The 17927-nt window shown below is 65.5% G+C and carries 15 protein-coding genes and 4 pseudogenes; 9 read left to right on the plus strand and 10 right to left on the minus strand.

The genetic code is table 11. The features are described from left to right. Positions 1-147: 147 nt before the first annotated feature. From A8G15_RS13680 to A8G15_RS13705, 5 genes and pseudogenes are all read right to left on the minus strand, one after another. Positions 148-525: pseudogene (locus A8G15_RS13680) on the minus strand (site-specific integrase); the annotation flags it as partial. Positions 526-1147: 622 nt separating this feature from the next. Continuing rightward, complete coding sequence (locus A8G15_RS13685; RefSeq protein WP_068160213.1) at positions 1148-1603, minus strand: ATP-binding protein; 456 nt, start codon at positions 1601-1603, stop codon at positions 1148-1150. Beyond that, a complete protein-coding gene (locus tag A8G15_RS13690) occupies positions 1593-1928 on the minus strand; it encodes an STAS domain-containing protein (protein WP_068160216.1) in 336 nt (111 codons plus the stop codon). Before A8G15_RS13690 ends, A8G15_RS13685 begins: the two co-directional genes overlap by 11 nt. After that, positions 1925-3880 carry a glycosyltransferase gene (locus A8G15_RS13695; RefSeq protein ID WP_068160218.1) on the minus strand — a complete coding sequence of 652 codons (1956 nt, stop codon included), beginning with the start codon at positions 3878-3880 and terminating at the stop codon, positions 1925-1927. The genes A8G15_RS13690 and A8G15_RS13695 overlap by 4 nt, the downstream gene beginning before the upstream one ends. 364 nt (positions 3881-4244) lie before the next feature. Continuing rightward, positions 4245-5225: a glycoside hydrolase family 26 protein gene (locus tag A8G15_RS13705; RefSeq protein WP_156665383.1), complete on the minus strand. Its 981-nt coding sequence runs from the start codon at positions 5223-5225 to the stop codon at positions 4245-4247. Between the two features lie 252 nt (positions 5226-5477). Here A8G15_RS13705 and A8G15_RS13710 point away from each other — a divergent pair, with 252 nt between their 5' ends. Together A8G15_RS13710 and A8G15_RS13715 are read left to right on the plus strand one after the other, a co-directional pair. Continuing rightward, entirely contained in the window at positions 5478-5792 is a 315-nt protein-coding gene (locus A8G15_RS13710; RefSeq protein WP_211270161.1) for a hypothetical protein, read from the plus strand. Between the two features lie 378 nt (positions 5793-6170). Beyond that, on the plus strand, positions 6171-7412 hold the full coding sequence (locus tag A8G15_RS13715) for a glycoside hydrolase family 26 protein (protein ID WP_245687837.1): 1242 nt from the start codon (positions 6171-6173) through the stop codon (positions 7410-7412). A 375-nt stretch (positions 7413-7787) separates the two neighbouring features. Here A8G15_RS13715 and A8G15_RS13720 read toward each other — a convergent pair whose 3' ends face one another. After that, positions 7788-9020 (minus strand): PP2C family protein-serine/threonine phosphatase, encoded by a 1233-nt coding sequence (locus A8G15_RS13720; RefSeq protein WP_068160227.1) that lies wholly within the window; start codon positions 9018-9020, stop codon positions 7788-7790. A 928-nt stretch (positions 9021-9948) separates the two neighbouring features. Between A8G15_RS13720 and A8G15_RS32370 the strand changes: the two are divergent. The 3 genes and pseudogenes from A8G15_RS32370 to A8G15_RS29880 form a co-directional block, all read left to right on the plus strand. Continuing rightward, positions 9949-10214 (plus strand): annotated as a pseudogene (locus A8G15_RS32370) (P-type ATPase actuator domain-containing protein); the annotation flags it as partial. Further along, the gene (locus A8G15_RS32375) at positions 10209-10424 is read left to right on the plus strand and encodes a Chromate resistance protein ChrB (RefSeq protein ID WP_342671579.1); all 216 of its coding nucleotides are present in this window, start codon (positions 10209-10211) and stop codon (positions 10422-10424) included. The pseudogene A8G15_RS32370 and the gene A8G15_RS32375, both read left to right, overlap by 6 nt. A 38-nt stretch (positions 10425-10462) precedes the next feature. Further along, positions 10463-11470 (plus strand): annotated as a pseudogene (locus A8G15_RS29880) (MFS transporter); the annotation flags it as partial. Between the two features lie 421 nt (positions 11471-11891). Here the strand turns inward: A8G15_RS29880 and A8G15_RS30595 are convergent. The 4 genes and pseudogenes from A8G15_RS30595 to A8G15_RS13745 form a co-directional block, all read right to left on the minus strand. Continuing rightward, positions 11892-12065 (minus strand): hypothetical protein, encoded by a 174-nt coding sequence (locus A8G15_RS30595; protein WP_156665384.1) that lies wholly within the window; start codon positions 12063-12065, stop codon positions 11892-11894. Positions 12066-12626: 561 nt separating this feature from the next. Then, a pseudogene (locus A8G15_RS13735) lies at positions 12627-12866 on the minus strand (toxin). After that, the gene (locus A8G15_RS13740; RefSeq protein ID WP_016693465.1) at positions 12863-13123 is read right to left on the minus strand and encodes a ribbon-helix-helix domain-containing protein; all 261 of its coding nucleotides are present in this window, start codon (positions 13121-13123) and stop codon (positions 12863-12865) included. Before A8G15_RS13740 ends, A8G15_RS13735 begins: the two are co-directional and overlap by 4 nt. A 624-nt stretch (positions 13124-13747) precedes the next feature. Further along, the gene (locus A8G15_RS13745) at positions 13748-14716 is read right to left on the minus strand and encodes a LysR family transcriptional regulator (protein ID WP_068160233.1); all 969 of its coding nucleotides are present in this window, start codon (positions 14714-14716) and stop codon (positions 13748-13750) included. Positions 14717-14860: 144 nt separating this feature from the next. Here A8G15_RS13745 and A8G15_RS13750 point away from each other — a divergent pair, with 144 nt between their 5' ends. From A8G15_RS13750 to A8G15_RS13765, 4 genes are read left to right on the plus strand one after another with little or no spacing between them, the layout of a single operon-like run. Continuing rightward, positions 14861-15799 (plus strand): VOC family protein, encoded by a 939-nt coding sequence (locus A8G15_RS13750; protein ID WP_068160235.1) that lies wholly within the window; start codon positions 14861-14863, stop codon positions 15797-15799. Positions 15800-15823: 24 nt separating this feature from the next. Next, positions 15824-17200, plus strand: coding sequence for an aromatic ring-hydroxylating oxygenase subunit alpha (locus A8G15_RS13755; protein ID WP_068160237.1), 1377 nt, complete (start codon positions 15824-15826; stop codon positions 17198-17200). Continuing rightward, a complete protein-coding gene (locus A8G15_RS13760; RefSeq protein ID WP_082899884.1) occupies positions 17197-17730 on the plus strand; it encodes an aromatic-ring-hydroxylating dioxygenase subunit beta in 534 nt (177 codons plus the stop codon). The genes A8G15_RS13755 and A8G15_RS13760 overlap by 4 nt, the downstream gene beginning before the upstream one ends. Next, complete coding sequence (locus A8G15_RS13765; protein WP_016693460.1) at positions 17727-17927, plus strand: ferredoxin; 201 nt, start codon at positions 17727-17729, stop codon at positions 17925-17927. Before A8G15_RS13760 ends, A8G15_RS13765 begins: the two co-directional genes overlap by 4 nt.

Consider the following 17927-nt stretch of genomic DNA (forward strand, 5'->3'; position numbering starts at 1 on the left):
CGAGGTGCTGGCTCGTTGTCGTGCTGTGGGCACCGCGCCGGAGAGTGTCGGGGAGGTGGTTACGGAACCTGCTGCCGCGATTCCTGCTGCATAGTCAGGACAGGAGAAGGGATCACCGTCCTACACCACCTTCTGGGGCTTGACCACCACCTGGGAGGGATGCGTGCCGAACAGCTCCTCGCACACGCGCTCCCATCCGTAGGCGGGATCGGTGAGATAACCCAGAAACCCGCGTAGTGCACCCTGGTACCGGCGCAGCGAACTCTGCTTCAACCCGGACACTGCGCGCAGGTCACCGAAGAACTCGTCGACATGCTGCGCAAGCCAGTTCCACGGGTACTCGTTGATCGACGCGACGAACCGGCGCACCAGCTTCTCCCGGGCATCGATCGTGGAAAACGCCAGATTCCGGGCCAGCTGTTGATTGCGCCATCCCGTCAGCATCTCCTCGAACATCGCCTCGTCCGGATGCAGGTGCCGGACCGGACCCAACCCGAGCGCTCGTCCGTCGCTGTCGACCCCCACACATCCTCCCCGGATCATGCATCAGATGACCGAATCGATCGGATAATGACACCACGAGGGCGGCTGCCGGGCAACGGGACATCTGAGTCATGCGTAACGCTGCAGGTCAGGGCGATGCGCGAAGCCGTCTTCATTCTTGCGTCCGGCGACCGTGGGGTCGGGGATCGGTCACCGATCCGCGCTCGAGCCAGGGCATCGATCGATGGTGAGCAGCTTTGCGCCGCAGTGGCTCTCGTGCGGCGAACAGTATTCGAGCCCGGGCGGCTCGGTCACAGACAGGTCAGACGGATCGGTCATCTGATGCAATACCGGGTGGTCTAGTTAACATAACGACGGTTATCGGCCGGTCGGCACAGACCACCAGGTATGAGGGAGCGGGATGCGTATCGTCGGGCAGTTTCTGCCGTGGGTACGACACTCGGCGGCCACCGTTGAGCAGCAATGAATCAAATGGGTTCGAATGCGAAGCCCGAGAGCTTCCTGAGTCAACGAGGTCCTGAAGTCGGCTTCGGGTTTCCTTGCGTCGTGGTCGGTTCCATGGAGGTCAACGCCGGTGTTACCTTCTCGGGCAACCTCTGCAGGCATCGTCGAGTTCTGTGCGGTCACGGTCTATCGGGGCGAGTTAGCTTTCCGTGGGCGAGCGGTAGCAGACGAGCGTCCAGCGGTTGGTGCCCGAGCGCCGGTGATATCGAAGTTCGTCGAGCGCGGCGAGGGCGATGGCGAGCCCCCGGCCGCGCTCGGCGAGGGCGTCCGGGAGTTCGACCGAGCGCAGATCCACCCGGGCAGGCGCGCCGTCGTCGAGGAACACGGCCTCGAGACGATCCGGGAAGAGCGCGAGTTGCAACGTCAGGGAGATGGGTCGACCGCGACCGGCGTGTTCGATGATGTTTGCGCCGATCTCGGCGACTGCGATCTCGAACTGCATCCGGTCGGACTCGTCGATCTCCTCGACCGCGAACATCTCGCCCACCAGGTCCAGGATTCGGTCGAGGGTGCCCTCGCTCGTCGTGGCGGACAACTCCCATCGACCCGAGGGGTTCTCGGCCGGTTGTGCTTCGGGCGGCCGGTCAGTTGCCATCGAAGGCCGCGTCCGCCGAGTCGTGTGTCGTCAGGACCCGGTCGAGTCGGGTGAGCGCGAGGACGCTCTGTACCTGGGCGGTGGGTGCGGCGATCCGCAGGTCGCCACCCGCCTGCCGAGCAGCCTTCAACCCCGAGACGAGTGCGCCGAGTCCGGAGGAGTCGATGAATTCGGTGGTACTCAGGTCGACGACGAGACGACGGGATCCGTTCTCGACGAGATCGCGCAGCTGCTCGCGCAGGCGCGGTGCCGCAACCATGTTCAGGCGACCTGTGGGCTGCACGACGGTGCTCGTGCCCACCTGACGGGTTTCGTAGTGACTCATCGATCTCCTTCGTTTTCGGGTCCACGGTAGCGAGCCGCCTGGATCACCACCGAGAGTATGAGCAAGTCGAACACGACCCAGACGAGGTTTGCGGTCACGCCGAGCACCGAGATGGTGCCGAAGTACAGTCGTACGGCGCCGATGACCGCTGCCACGACGAGCAGCGCCATGACGAGCAGTTGCTGACGGAACAAATACCAGGGGACACCCTCGCTGTCCTGACGGGTCTTCGGGGTGACCGCGAAATCCAGAGGCTTGTCGAAATACACGTTGAGGAAGGCGGTCCAGCACGCCCTGATCCACACCGGGAACAGCGCGAGGCTGTACTGCTGGCCCCGCCAGGTCGGTGTGCCGCGGCCGACGACGAAGAACAACAACTGACTCAGGATCAGGAACGGGACGAGTCGCGCGAAGAAGTCGAGGCTGAACGCTTCGACCGGCAGGATCCCGAAGACGAGATAGATCACCGGCGCGGCGAAATAGGCGAGGGCTGCGAAGCCGGAGAGATAACTCCACATCGTCGACCAGTACATCAGGCGCTGCGCGACGGTCATGCCCTTCTGGACGAGCGGGTTCTCCCGGAGCATCACCTGGATCGTGCCCTGCGCCCAGCGAAGTCGTTGGGTGACCATCGTCTTCGGATCCTCCGGAGCCAGCCCGTAGGCCAGGATCTCGTGGTGGTAGACGGACTTCCAGCCGGCGCCGTGCAGGCGCATCGAGGTGGCCATGTCCTCGGTCACGGAGATCGTCGCCAGCGCGAGCATCGGTTCGGCCTCCTCCGCGCGGTCGACGTCGACCGCGCGGATCATCGCCCGGATCGACTCGAGCGCACCGAGCGGCGACCATTCGCGATCGGCCAGGCGTTCGAGCACGGTGTCGTCGATGACGAGCGCATCGGTGCCGTGGGCCTCGAGGGCGGCGATCTCCTCGAGATCCGCCCGGATACCACCGAAGTCGGCATCGACGATGCTGCGCGCGGCCGCGTCGACGCTCTGCTGGAAGCCGAAGGTGACGTCGGCGAGTGCCACACCGGATCGGAGTTCACCGCGCGCGGTGCGCACGGCCCGGCGTACCGAGTCGAGCGCGGCGGCGACATCGGGCTGATCGGCGGGAACCTTGCGCCGCACCCGGTCGACCACCCGTCCTGCGGTGCGTAGGGTGCGTTCCACACCGTCCTCGACGGCTTGGACGTAGCCGGTGAGGCCGAGCTGCATGAGTGCGTCCCGTCGCAGGATCGCGTTGGACCCGCAGAAGAAGGCTGCGTTCCAGCCGTCCTTGCCCTGCTGGATCGGACCGTAGAACAGCGGGGCCTGGCTGCCGAGGGGGTCGGAGTCGGGAACGTTGGTGAAGTACTGCGGCGTCTGGACCAGGGCCATGCTGTCGTCGGTGAAGTATCCGAGTGTGCGGTCGAGGATCTCGGGTTCGGGCACCTGGTCGGCGTCGAGGATGAGCAGGAACTCGCCGTCGGAGTGCAGCAGGGCGTTGATGAGATTGCCGGCCTTGGCATGACGGGGCTTGTTCGTCCAGCTCGCCGAGCGTGTCATGTAGTCGACACCGAGTTCGGCTGCGGCCGCGGCGAGTTCGGGTCGGGATCCGTCGTCGAGGATCCACGTCCGGTGCGGATAGCGGATCCGCTTTGCTGCTGCGGCGGTGCGCAGCACCAGGTCGACGGGTTCGTTGTAGGTGGTGATGAAGACGTCGACCGTCATCCCTTCGGGTGCCGCGGGTAGCTCGGGACGTCTTCTCAACCGCCACATCGTGAGTGCGAAGAGCAGCGAATCAATCAGGCTGTACGTCTCTGCGAGAACGAGCGGGACCGCGATCCACCAGGCATCCCAGTTCACCGAGAACAACCAGCGCCAGATGATGTAGTTCAGCCCGACGACGACGGTGAGGACGATGAGGACACGCAGCAGGGGAGAGGGTCCCGCGCTCGAGGTGGCGGCGTTCATGCGTGCTCGCGTCGACGTACGGCCGCTTCGGTCACGTCGTCGGTGGGTGGAGGGCTTTCCGCGAGGTCGTGCAGCGTGTTCGGCGAGGTGAGCTGCCGGTCGTCCGGCCGTCGATAGGCTTGTGCGGTACTGGTTCGACACACGAGCCGTTCGCGGGGCACACCGAGGAGGTCGAGTTCCTGGATCGCTGGGAACCACCGTTGTTGCCGGCCCGTCCGGGAGCGGGGGGCGCTTGTGATCGCGAACAGCAAACACACCAGGCGGATGATCCAGTTGAACCGGCTCTGTGGGGGCGGATCGAGCCGTTCGACATCGCGCATGTGCTTGTCTTCGACGTGGTCGGGGATAGTCGAAGGGTGAGCTGTCATCGTGCGCGGCGTTCTTTCTGTAAGGCCTCGGCCAGGGCCCTCGCGGACTCGGGCGTGCTGGTAAGGCGCCAGTCGGTCTCCTTGTTGTGATCGAACCACACGAAGGCCGCAACGTTCGGGCGAGCGTCGAGGTAGTCGATCAACTCGCGTATCCAGTTCGGCTTCGATCCCCCGGCTTCGGCGCTGCCGACCTCGGTGACGACGACGGGCCGGCCCGGGGCGATCACGTCCAGTTCGTCGAGGGTGGAACCGAAGAGCTGTTCGGGTGACTGCCAGGAACTCCACGGGCGTGTGCTGCCCCAGTTGTAGCCGTCCACGCCGAGTACGTCGACGTAGTCGTCGCCGGGATACAGCGCAGCGATCGCAGCGCTGCCCTGGTGCAGGACATTGACCGCCCACACCCACCGCACGTTGCTCACGTTCTTGGAGGCGAACAACTCGTGCACGTGTCGCCACGCCGCGACATATGTTTCCGGGGACGTGCCGGCGGCGGGGCTCCAGGGATACCAGTCACCGTTCGGTTCGTGTGCGAAGCGCAGGTAGACCGTCCCGCCCCACGCGGCGAGCTCGTCCGCCCAACGGTAGAGGTGATCGTCGTAGACACCCGAGGCGATGTCGGCCATCGCGAACGCGGTCCGGTCGTACGCGCCGTCGCCGAGCCACCGCCACGGCTCCCACGTCACGATCGGGTCTGCGCCCCATGCTCGGACGATGTCGAGCTCGTGGATCGGCGGCGGCGCGGTGAAGTCCACGAACCACAGCACCACGCTCGGCGCCGTGCCGATGGTCTCGGTGATCGCCCGGTACTCGTCACCGGCGGTCGGTCCGCCCGCGGTGCTGACGCCGAACCTCGTGCACGCGGCGCCTGGATCGTCCAGGGGTGCGACGACCGGTTCGCATTCGCGTCCTGAGGTGCATCCGGTGCACACCGCCACCACCAGCAGCAGCGCGGTGAGAATTGAACGAAGGGACAGCACGGACTCGTATCTTCCTCCTCGGTGTTCGATGCGGCGACTCGGCGCAACAGATCGATTTTTGGTGCCTTGCTCATTCAGGCACGTCGACGCCTTTCCGTCCGCCGGGGCGTCGAGAGTGTGGGGGGTGCCCGCAGGATGCGAGGCCGAGCGTCGCTGCCGGCGCAAGTGTTCGGCGGATAGAACCCGCCGCGGGTGGGTAGCCGACCGTCATGGACAGCAGTGGCGGCGGGGGCGGTTCCCCCCGGTGTGGTCTTGGCGCGGGCGCACGGCGCGTTCAATCTTGTCGGCGGTCTGTGGCCGTTGGTGCACCGCCGCAGTTTCGAGGCGGTCTTCGGGCCGAAGCACGACCGCTGGTTGCAGTACACCACGGCGGGGTTGCTGGCCGGCAACGGAATGGTGCAGCTCTCGGTTGCCGACACCGCGGAGGGGCACCGCTATGCCCGCCGCCTCGGAGTGTCCACCGCCGCGGTGTTGTTCGCCATCGACCTGATCTACGCACCGCCCGGCCGGATCCCGAAAACGTATCCGGCCGACGCGGTGATGGAAGCCGGCTGGCTTGTCGCCTGAGGGTGGCACGCACGCCTCGGCCGCAGCACGTGACCCCGTTGCCCTCAGAAGTACCTCGACCGTTTTCGTGATCCGCGCAGGATGCATCGGCCGACCGGACGCTCACGTGAGTGTCGATGTCGAGGTCGACGGCGCCCCGGGTCCCGCTGCGTACGGAGCGCGCCGCGATCCGGGTGGGCGGGGATAGGTCGACGACACCACGGGTCTGAGCCCACGACGTTTTTCCCTGGTGGGATGCCGTTATGGCGTCGGACAGTTTCCGGCACGCGCTGAGAGCACTGTGCGGTCCACCGGACGGAAACGATCGTGGCGGCGGGAACGGTAAGGACATCGGGTAACGAGTGAGGGACAACTGTGTCCGAGGGTGGAGGTATGTCGGTGGCGGAGGGAAATGGCCGGTGGGCGCGTCGGTGGGATCGGTTCCGGCCGTTTCTGGTGCCGGCGATGATTGTGGTGGCGGTGGCCGGATGGGGGACGGTGGATCTGGTCCGCGACGTCGAACGCCGCAACCACGCACACCCGCCTGCGGGACCGGCATGCGTCAGTGCTCAGGTGCCGCCGGAAGGGCCGGGGGTGTGGTGGGGTGTCAATCTCGACTTCGACCGTAAGACGCTGGCGCAGTACGCCTCCGATCTGGGGCACCGCCCGGCGGTGACGGTGACGTTCACTGATCTGCCGTATACCGAAGCCCAACGCGCCGATCTGGTCCGCGCGGTCGAACAGGTTCGGGCGGACGGACAGATTCTGCTGCTGACGCTCGAACCGTTCGGTGGCCTCGAGACGGTCACCGAGCAGGTGGCGCGGCAGGTGGCGGCGGATCTGGCCGAGTTCAACGCCGCCGGGGTGCCGGTGATCGTGCGGCTGGCACATGAGATGAACGGGTCGTGGTATCCGTGGGGACACCAACCCGCAGCGTATGTGGAGATGTTCCGTACGGTCGCAGCGGCGGTGCACGAGCGGGCACCGGGCTCGGCGATGATGTGGGCGCCGAATTACGGCGGTGGTTATCCCTTCGGCGGCGGCCAGTTCGAGGCTGCTCCGGGTAGTGCAGCCCGGGCAGCGCTCGACACCGATGGGGATGGGGCGTTGACGTCGTCCGACGATCCGTATGCGCCGTACTATCCCGGTGACGATGCGGTGGACTGGGTGGGCATGTCGCTGTATCACTGGGGTGCGGCCTATCCGTGGGGTGAAAACGAGTTGCCCGAGCCGGGCAAGTTCGCGGCGCAGTTGACCGGCTCGTACGACGGTGCCGGTGGTGACGACACCGTCGTCCCGGACTTCTACACCCGCTACGGGGTCGAGCACGGAAAGCCGGTGGCGATTGTCGAGACCGGGGCGTTGTACAACACTGCTGCCGGGACGGGAGGGCCCGCCGAGTTCGACCTCAAGCAGGCGTGGTGGCAGCAGGTATTCGATCCGGATCTGCCGCAACAGTTCCCGCAGCTGAAGATGATCAACTGGTTCGAGTGGGACAAGTACGAGCCGGAAGTCGACGCACGAGTGGACTGGACCGTCACCAACAACCCGCAGCTGCGTCGAGCGTTCACCGCCGCCTTACCGGACTGGTTGCGCTACGGCCCGGATCGGCCCTGCACACCCGCTCCACCCGAGTCGTGACCTTCGGTGCCCTTCCGGATCCGGTAGCGGCGGTGGTGAGCGGTGTGTTGTCCCGGTGGTGGGCCGGTCGACGTCGCAGGGTGCAGGCCGATCCGCTTCCAGGAGTGTCGTTCGCGTCTGTCGATCCGCTATCGGGCGACACACTTGCGCGGATCGAGCACCGGATCTTGTACGAGCGAATCGGCCGGGTAGCGCCGCGCTCGACAGTGAGTTTCGTGTCCGACGTTGTGCACGTGGGAACGAAACGTCTCTTCGATTCGCTCGCGCCTGGCTTGTCCGCACTGCGCGTACTGCATATGGGTGTAGGCACCCCGAGCTACGACGGCGTGATCTCGCGTGTCTCAGCATGGACCGGTCACAGCAGTACCGAGCGTCTTACGGCGCCGGTTGTCGTACGGCGACGACGGTCACGTCGTCGAGAGGGAGCTGCCCGTCGACCAGGGCTCGCACCGCGTCGACGAGAGCGTCCGGGGACCGATGCGAGGCGACCAACCCTTCCAGCGCGGAGCGGTCGCTGTCCTCGTCGAGCAGATCGAGCAGGCCATCGGAACAGACCACCAGCATGTCCCCGGGCTCGAGTCGGGTGCAGTTCGACTTCCACTCGGTTCCGGGGAGCACCCCGATCGGCAGGCCGCCGCCGTCGAGCCAGTCCACTCGGCCGTGGGCGCGGCGGATCATTGCCAGGCCGTGGCCGGCATCGGCGAAGTCCACCTCCCCGGTGGCGGGGTCGAGCGCGGCAACCAGGGCGGTGACGAACGTGTTGGTGCGTTCACAGTCGTCGGTGAGATGCTCGGCGGCCAGGCTCAAGGCTGCGCCGGTGTCGAGAACGCTGCAGGCGTTGTCGCCGAAACGCTCGAGCACCCGTGCTGCGCCACGCAGCGATGAGCGCACTGCCGACGATACGATGGCCGCTCCGAGTCCTTTGCCCATCACGTCGGCGACGGTGATCACCACCCCGTCGCGCACCCGATAGTGATCGTAGAAGTCGCCGCCGACCACGAAGGCCGGCAAGCAGAGCGTGGCGATCTCGACACCGGGATGGCCCAATGGTTGCGGAAGAAGTTGGCGCTGGATCTCCGCGGCCCGATCGAGTTCGTCGGCGCGTTCGAGTTCCCGCTGGGCCCAGGCGGCTATCTCGGTGAATGCCTCGAGCTGATCGGCATCGAGGTGTCGCTGCTCGGTGTCGTAGATGCAGAACGTGCCGACCGGGTGCCCGGTCGGACCGAACAACGGGTATCCGGCGTAGAAGCGGATGCCGCCGTCGCCACCGATACCGGGAATGGCCTGGAATTGGGGGTCTGCGGCAGCATCGGGGAGGATGAGAGCGGGATCGTCCGGATGCTCATAGGCCCGGGCGATCACGGTGCGACAGACGGTGTTCTGGCGTGGTACCTCGATCAGGTCGAGTCCTTGAATGGATTTGAACCACTGCCGGTCCCGATCCATCAACGACAACGATGCCATCGGCACGCCCAGTATCCGCCGTGCGAAACGGACCAGTTGATCGAACCGTTCCTCGGGTGGGGTGTCGAGCAGTTCGAGTCGCTCGACATCGCGCAACCGGGCCTCTTCCAGGTGCTCGGGCAGAGTCGACGGGTCGGTTGTCATCGCGGCGGCATTCTCTCTGTCATATATCGATTTCGGCCGGTACGTCCTGCGGGACCTACAGCACCACCCGAGGGACCGACCGGTTCTTTATACGAGGAAACCATATCCGTCTGTTTCGCATGCCCCGGACTGCCTCAGGCGGTGATCCGGCTCGGAGAGCGTCCCCACAAGCGACAGGGGCTTTCGTCGACGACTGGACCCGTAAGGAGGCGGACAACGAAAACGCCTGGCCCAGCGGCACAGTGTTCCTTACCTATGGGGGCGTGCGGTGGCGAAGCAGAGTGAAGGCGTGCAGGTAGGCGATGGCGCGGAGCCGGGACGATTCATCCGGTGGTTCCGAGGATGCGTCTTCTGCACGGGGTCGTCGGCACCGACGGCATCGGCCGGCCGAGGACACGGAACCATAACAAGCGACCGAGTTCGGTATCGGTCAGGTGTCAAGATCGACGCGATGGGTATCTCCCGGATCAGCGTCCAAGACAGGACGCGCCGTTGTTTTCGATGCTCAGGAGGAACGCCCATGCTTCTCGGATCTCTCGCTCTGACTCTTGGTGGCCTGCTTGCCGCATTGGGTATCGTGCTCTGACCCCGGCCTGACCTCCCGACGTATCCGCGTCCCGTTCCCCTGGACGGACGCGGATACCTTTTTCCCAGCCCGGTGGCCTGTAGAGGCCGCGGGAGTATGTGGAAGGAGTTGTCCTGGCCCCGCTCCACCGTTCCTTACCCGCGAAACAACCGACCCTCGCGCTGACCGAAAACGATCTCGAGGCCGTGATCCGGTCATTGACCGGGCACGACCCGACCGAGGCCGATCTCGCAGCGGTGCAGCATCTGCTCGGCGCGGTCACGCCTGAAGGACGAGCCTCGCGTCGTGGACGCCACAGGTGATATTGCCTCGATCCGGTGACATTCGGCCGAACTCGAGGTCGACGACCTGGTGCTGGTGTGCCCCGGGGAGCGGATCCCGGCCGATGCCACCGTCATCGGCGGGGCAGCGAGGTCGATCAGGTCACCATCACCGGCGAACCCCGGCCGGTGGACAAGACCACCGGGGACGAGGTGTTCGCCGGGACCGCCAACGGCACCGGCGTCCTGCGGTTGCGGGTGGTTCACTGGGCCGCCGATTCGGTGATCGCCCACATCACCACTTTGGTCGAGGAGGCCGGCCGCACCAAGGCCACCACGCAGTTGTTCACCCTCGCCGAACTCGACGAAGAAGAACAAAGCCTCGAACGTCTGCGCCGCTGGTACCGCGACCTGCAGACCCGTGACGTCTTCGGTGCCGCCAACGCCCTGCAGGCACAAGAACGGTTGCGTGAGTGCGTGGGCCGGTTCGAGGACTATGCCGAACAGGTGATGGCCGCACTGCATACCGTTCCCGGCAGAAGCGGCGAGAGCGCATGACCGGCGACACCACCTCTCTCCCGGCGCAGCGGTACCGGATGTGGCCGCTGTACGCCGCGGGATTCACCACGGCGTTCGGCGCGCACGGCATCGCAGCCAATCTCGGCGCCGAAGGGTCGGACCTGCACACCTCGCTGCTGTATCTCGGTGTGCTGCTGGCCCTGTACGACGGTGCCGAGGTGATCCTCAAACCGGTCTTCGGAACCCTCGCCGACCGCATCGGGGCCCGTCCCGTCCTCATCGGAGGGTTGATCGGCTTCTGCATCGCCTCGGCAGCGTTCGTGGTCGTCGACGATTCGGCGTGGCTGTGGCTCGCCCGCCTGGGACAGGGCGCGGCCGCATCCGCTTTCTCCCCGGCCGCCGGCGCACTCGTCGCCCGGATGAATCCGGTCACCACCCACGGTCGGGCCTTCGGCACCTACGGCTTCTACAAGAGCCTCGGCTACACCCTCGGTCCGCTCCTCGGCGGCGCACTCGTCTGGGCGGGCGATCTGACGGCCTTGTTCATGGTGCTCGCCGTGCTCTCCGCATTCGTAGCCCTGTGGGCCGCGATCGCCGTGCCCGCACTCGCGCCCCTTCCGAAATCTCGGCAGACGATCGTCGACCTGGCCCGCCGACTGACCGACGGCGCCTTTCTCCGGCCGACGTTCGCCCTGGCGCTGGCCACCGCCGCACTGTCCGTCGGGGTCGGCTTCCTGCCCGTCTCCGGTGCCGCCGCCGGACTCGGCCCGATCGCAACCGGCGCTGCAGTCTCCGTCCTGGCCGCCTGCGCCGCGGTCGCACAACCCCGCGTCGGGCGCGCCCTCGACTCCGGTCGCCTCCGCGCCGACCTCGGGCTGGCCACCGGACTTGCGCTCACCGCGACCGGGCTCGCGTGCGCCCTGATCCCGGGCGTCGCCGGTGTGCTCGCTGCCGCGATCGGGATCGGCATCGGCACCGGGATGATCACCCCGATCGGCTTCGCCTCCCTGGCCGCCTCGACGCCCGAGAATGTCGGGACCGTAGAAACCGCGGGCCAGGTCCGCGGCGCGGGCCTCGACCTCGGCTCGAGACAGACCGTCGGCCAGCACCAGATGCCAGCGCAACACCCGCCGGATCCCCTCGGTCGCGACGATCACGTCGCAGGTCCAGTCGCCCATCTCGAGCCCCCTGCTCCACGGGAACGCACAGTCCCGCTGCCAGCCACGGTAGAACGAGCTGGCTCACCCGACCGGAAAACGAACGGACTGCTCCGAAAACGACCCTGGCCCCGGCGGCGGCTGTGCGGGGACAGACCCCCGACCGGTGAGGGTAGGGGCGTCGGCCTCGGCGACGGACAGCTCCTGTCGCGGGCGGCAGATGTATGGCCCGGTCCGTCAAACCTGTCACCCGGTGCACGCCTGTGGTCGCCGATACAGAGGTCGTGCCCCGATGAGCCCGCGCAGATGACGGGGCTGAGCTTCCTGCTGCAGTCCCACCTCGAAGGCGCTACTCGAGGCCGCGCCGATCGATCTCCGTCTGGCAGGCCTTGATCGAGCGGACGATGTTCTCGAGTGTGGCATCGTCTGCGTCCTCGTCGGCGGCCGTGAGCAGCGCCGCGCGCAGTCCGAGCAAGTGGGCAGGAAGTTCGTCGTCGTCCAGTTCGCTCGCTGAGATGTCCACATGGTGAGCATGAGCGCTGAGGGCCGTGAACTTCAAGGCCTTCAGCGATGGTCTGCAGTAGTGCTGTGCGGTACCGAGACCTGATCGACGTGATCGTCCGAGGGCTGGGGCGTTCTGCCCTGGCCTCTGCGCAGAGCACCCCGGCAGACGGGTAGGGAACCCGCAGATCGGTGCCTTGTGTAAGCGGCCGGCATGGGCGGGCCGTCGCGTCCCACGATGGTGGGCGTCACGGATTCGCGTGGTGCGCAACTCGTGACGATCAATCGATGGATAACCCCGATTATCCGCCAGTTCCGATTGGGCTATGGTGGTGTCGGCCGTGGGCGCGTGTGCTTCGGCGTCGAGATACGTCCGGTGCGGTCGCCGCTCGCACTGCTACGGTGTCGACGCCCGTAGTCACGATGCTTGGCGTCGCTGTAGTGGGGTTCGCCGGGTGTCTGTGACCGGACGAGGCAAGAGTTGCGGCGCAGGGGACTTGGGCTTCGAGAGAGCGCTTTCGGATTCGAGCAGTGTGCCGCCTCGAGGAGCGCTTGGGACGATTACCGGAGTGGCGGTCAGCGCTCAGGGGAGTAGATCGAAGTACCGCGGGCGGGCTTTCATCGAGTGGATGAGAAGCTCGTTGCCACTGTCGAAGCGCAGAATGACCAATTCCAGGAGACGACCTTTCGGGTCGAATCCGAGCCGGAACTCTCACGCGGGGTTGTCGTCCTCGAGATCGGCTGCGTAGACGTGGTGCTGCGCCGCGTAGAGACTGTCGGCTTCGTCGATTCCGTGCTTGAGGGCGGATTTGTGTGCTTTCACTCGACCTGGGTCCAGGCGCGGATCGCTTCCCGAATGGCTTCCGACCTGGAGACGTGCTCTTGTTCTGCCCGAGCGTTCAGAGCCTCGAGTAGGGCTTTATCCATGCGGACCGGGACCACGGTTGTGGGCCCTTCTCCGACGGTGGGGCGCCCCCGTTTACGCAGGGCAGCGACGTCGTAGCCGGCCTCGGCTTCGTCTGCCCATTGCTCGATCATCTCGTCGGTGACGGGGGTTCCGTCGATCGTCTCGTCAGCCATGCATATTAGTGTAATACGAAAATGGGGTGCTGGTGAGGGCTTGGATGCGCGTTGTCCGGCTGGCAAAGTCTTGTCGGACAAGGTGTGGCCGTGACTGCGGCGAACACCCACGGCAGCGTCATGCTGTAACCCATGGTCCTCGCTATCTCCGCAGTGCGGCCGCGTCGCGGTCCGTGGCGCTGCCGACTTGGTCGACTGCGGCGGACGAGGGCTAACGACTACCCCTGTGCATCGGCGGTGGCTGCGCGTCCGCGATATCGTCCGGCGCGGTGTCACACCAGCGAGCGCTCGGGTCGGTACCGGTAAAGATCGAACGCACCCTGGCCCTGCTCGCTGGCTACCGGCGGTGACAATCCACACCGAGCCGTCACGGCAACCACTTTTCTGGAGTTCTTCAACTCGCCGCCGCGTTGGCCTGCTTCAGGAAACTCACCGAACAAGGCATTCGCTTGATGCCGTGATGGTCGTGACTGGCGACGAGTGCGGCTCACATCCGTTCGTCTACAGCTCCGGGGAACTGATGGAGCGGCCGGATGCGAACGCGCCCATGAGGGAAGCCGATCGAGATGCGCGAAATCGCTTTTCGCCAATGCAACGAGTGTGCGAGGCTCACACCATCAGCAGTCACTGCTGATGGTGTGAGCCTTTGTCTGTTGTTGCGTTCGTGCTTGCGGCCGGAGTCGAATTGTCGTACTCGGTTGCGAGACCCATGAGGGCGGCCCGCAGCCAACGGTGTGCGGGCACGGCGTCGGTGCGGTTGGTCCATGCCATGATCTCGGTGATCGGTTGCAGGCGGGGCACCGGTGGCTCGAACAAGCGGATCTCGGCTGCGTCCCGGACTCTGAGCGCGAGTCGTTCGTGTACGAGAGTGATGAGTCGGGTGCCGCGCAGAAGGAATGGCGCCATGCCGAAACCTGCTGTGATTTCGATGTTTCGGGGAACACCCAGGAAATCGAGTTGCATCTCCGACAGCGACCGTCGGTTTCCCGATGAAGCCGCGAGATAGGGCAACGTGCTGAACTGTTCGAGGGTGATCTCGTCACCGATATCGGGATGGTCCTTGTCGGCGGCGACGACGAAACGATCGTGAAACAGTGTGCTGTGGTGGAATTCGAGCCGCTCGTCGAGAGCTTCCTGCGGCATGACCAGTAGATCGGCCCGGTGTCGGCGCAGTCGCTCGGCGAAGTCGTCGCCGGTGGGGAAGATGCGCAGACGAATTCCGGGAGCCTCGACGGACAGCCTCGCGATCAACGGCTGCAGGAAGGTCATCGTCAGGTAGTCGTTGGCCACGATGGAGAAGGTGTGCTCCGCGGTGGCCGGATCGAACTCGTTGCGCAATGCGAGGACGTTCTCGATATCGGTGAGCAACTCGCGTACCGGCTCGGCGAGGGATTCGGCGAGTGGAGTGGCGACGAGCGTACGTCCTTCCCTCGTCATGATCGGGTCGCCGAAGAGTTTGCGGAGTCTGCCGAGGGTCGAGGACATGGCCGATTGGCCGATGGACAAGCGTTGAGCTGCGCGGGTGACGCTGCGTTCGGTCATAAGCATGTCGAAGGCGACGAGCAGGTTGAGGTCGACGCTCCGGAGATCCATCACCTCACATTAATCGATTTCATCAATGTCAAACATCTAAAAAGATTGTTTGTGGGCAGTGACTCCAGTCACTTAACTTCGTGTCATCGGTAACCGGCCACCCGCACAGCGGGCATGGATCGCCATCCCAGGAGGACAAACACCGTGACCAAGCCCTTGATCACTCACCTGCGCCACGTGGCGATCGCGGCGCCCGATCTCGATCGCCAACTCACGTTCTACCGCGATCTGTGGGGACTGACGCACACCGAGTCCGACACCGGTGTCCACTTTCTGGCCGCCGAGGGTTCGCCCGAGCAGTACGTCCTGCGGTTGCGCAGAGCCGACGACAAGCGTCTCGACCTCGTAGCGTTCGGCGCCGCCTCCATGAAGGACGTGGACGCCCTCGCTGTCGACCTGGCGCGCAAGAAGGTGCAGATCATCCACGAACCGCGCAAGATCGACACTCCCGGCGGCGGTTACGGATTCCGCTTCTTCGACGGCGACGGACGCGTCGTCGAGGTCTCCTCCGACGTCGCGACGCGCGACTTCCGCGCCATTGAGGAACGCGAATCGATCCCGGTCCGGCTCTCGCACTTCGTCGTCAACTCGAACGACCCCGAAGCCACCGTCGCGTGGTACGTCGACCATCTCGGCTTCAAGCTCTCCGACACCCTGTGCCTCGGGCCCCGCGGAGACTTCATGTGGTTCCTGCGCTGCAACGACTGGCATCACTCGTTCGCGGTCTCGCGCGCACCGTACGTCGCGGTCAACCACATCTCGTTCGAGATGCGCGGGGTGGACGAATACCTGCGTGGCACGGGACGTCTTCTGCGCGAAGGCATCCAGAAGGTCTGGGGACCCGGCCGCCACAAGGCCGGCGACAACACCTTCTCCTACTTCATGGACAAGGCCGGCAACTGCGTCGAGTACACCACCGAACTCGAGACGGTCGACTGGGACCAACATCATCCGTCCGTCTACGACGTGACCGTCCCCGACAACATCGACCAGTGGGGTACCGCCAACCTCATGAACGAGTTCGTCGCCAAGCAGATGCACAACGATCCCGACCGCGGCGTCTTCGTCGCCCCGCCGCTCTGATACCCCCGTCCGAAGAGGTCAACGATGACTGTCACCAACCAACCCCCCTCCACCGAGCCGTTCGCCACCCCGCTCGATGTCCTTCTCGACCGTGTGGAGAAGGACATGCAGGACGACCTCGTCCCTGCCGAGATCTTCAACAACGAGGACATCTTCCGCGCCGAGATGGAGCGGATCTTCACCACCACCTGGGTCTTCGTTGCCCACGAGAGTGAGATCCCGAATCCGGGCGACTTCGTGCAACGCAAGATCGGACTCGACCCAGTGATCGTCACCCGCGACGGCAAGGGTGGCATCAACGTGATGTCGAACTACTGCCGTCACCGTGGCACGCAGGTATGTCAGACCGACGCCGGTAACTCCCGTTTCTTCACCTGTCCGTACCACGGCTGGACCTACGCCAACGACGGCAAGCTCGTCGGCACCCCACTCATGCACCGCGCCTACGGCACGCCGCTCGATCGGGACGAATGGGGCCTGAAGAAGGCCGCCAAGGTCGACACCCGCAACGGATTCGTCTTCGCCGCGCTCTCCGACGACGTCCCACCGCTGGACGAGTGGCTCGGCGGCGCCGGATGGATGCTCGACGTCATCACGAAGCTGCACCCCGCAGGTATGCGCGTCGCCGGTCCGCCGGAGCGATACATGGTCAACGGGGACTGGAAGACCGCGGCCGAGAACTTCGCCGGCGACGTCTACCACCTGCCGACACTGCACGCCAGCATCCAGGAGATCGAGATGATCGAGGGGTTGCAGGGCACCTGTGAGATCGGGCGTACGTACGAGTTCGAGAACGGCCACACCTTCATCGGCCACGCATGGACCGAGGCAATCGGGCCGTTCTTCACCCACTGGGGATACGGAGCGCTCGAGGGATACAGCGAGCACTTCGATCTGTCCGGATTCGACGACACACAGAAGTTCGTCGCCGAACATCAACCGCCCACCGTCGGCACCATCTTCCCGAACCTGAGTTTCATCCGGATCTTCTCCCCGCTGCCCGACGGCCCTCCGGGTGTGTTCACCAGTTTCCGTCAGTGGCAGCCGGTGGCGCCCGGCAAGTTCGAGCTGTGGAACTGGCAGTTCGTCTGGAACTTCCAGGACGAGGAGTCCGCGCAGCGTGACTACGTCGGCGGTCAGTACTGCTTCGGCTCGGCAGGTGTGTACGAGCAGGACGACACCGTGGCGTGGGAAGGCGTCCAGCGTGCCGCGGCGAGCCCGTGGATGCGCAAGGAAGGCATGAAGTTCAACTACCAGCAGGGCAACAACTCGCCTGTCGACCAGGCACCGGACCCCGAATGGACGGGTCCCGGCATCCACCGCAACACCGGCTACGGCGAACACGTGCAGTTCAACTTCCTGCGCCAGTGGCTCCGCACCATGAAGGGAGACCGGGCATGACCACCACCGCCGACACCGCAGCGCCCCGCAAGGTCGACGATGCGACATACACCGCCGTCGCACAGTTCCTGGCGCACGAGGCGCGCCTGCTCGACGAAGGCCGCGAACAGGATTGGTTCGAACTCCTCGACGACGACCTGCTGTACACCGTCCCATCGCGGCAGTCGACCGAACCACGCAGCAATGAGATCGACCGCAGCGCGTGGCGCATCCGCGACACCAAAGCGCACGTGCGCACCCGCATCGCCCGCCAGAACACCGGCCACGCGTACTCCGAGGTACCGCCCTCTCGCACGATGCGTCTCGTCGGCAGCATCGAAGTCGTCGCCACCGACGATCCCGGTGTCGTGGCCGCGCACAGTTCCCTGCTGCTGTACCGCCAGCGCGGGATCGACGTCCACTTCGATCTGATCCCGTGCCGCCGCAACGACCGGATCCGGCTCACCGATGCCGGTCCGCGGTTGCTCGAACGTGAGGTGATCCTCACCGAAACCAGCCTCAAGACAGCGAATCTCGGAGTGTTCCTATGACCAGCGTTACCGTCGACCCGGGGCGGTGCACCGCCTACGGCATCTGTGTGGGTATCCATCCCGACGTCTTCGCCATCCCGGACGGCAGTCCGTTCGCGGTCGTCACCCGTGAGGTGCTCACCGACGACGACCTCGAGGACGTGCAGGAAGCGGTCCGCGCGTGCCCCGCACAGGCGCTCATCCTCGCCGAGGACTGA

It is taken from the genome of Rhodococcus phenolicus, from assembly GCF_001646785.1.
Classification (GTDB): Bacteria; Actinomycetota; Actinomycetes; order Mycobacteriales; family Mycobacteriaceae; genus Rhodococcus; species Rhodococcus phenolicus.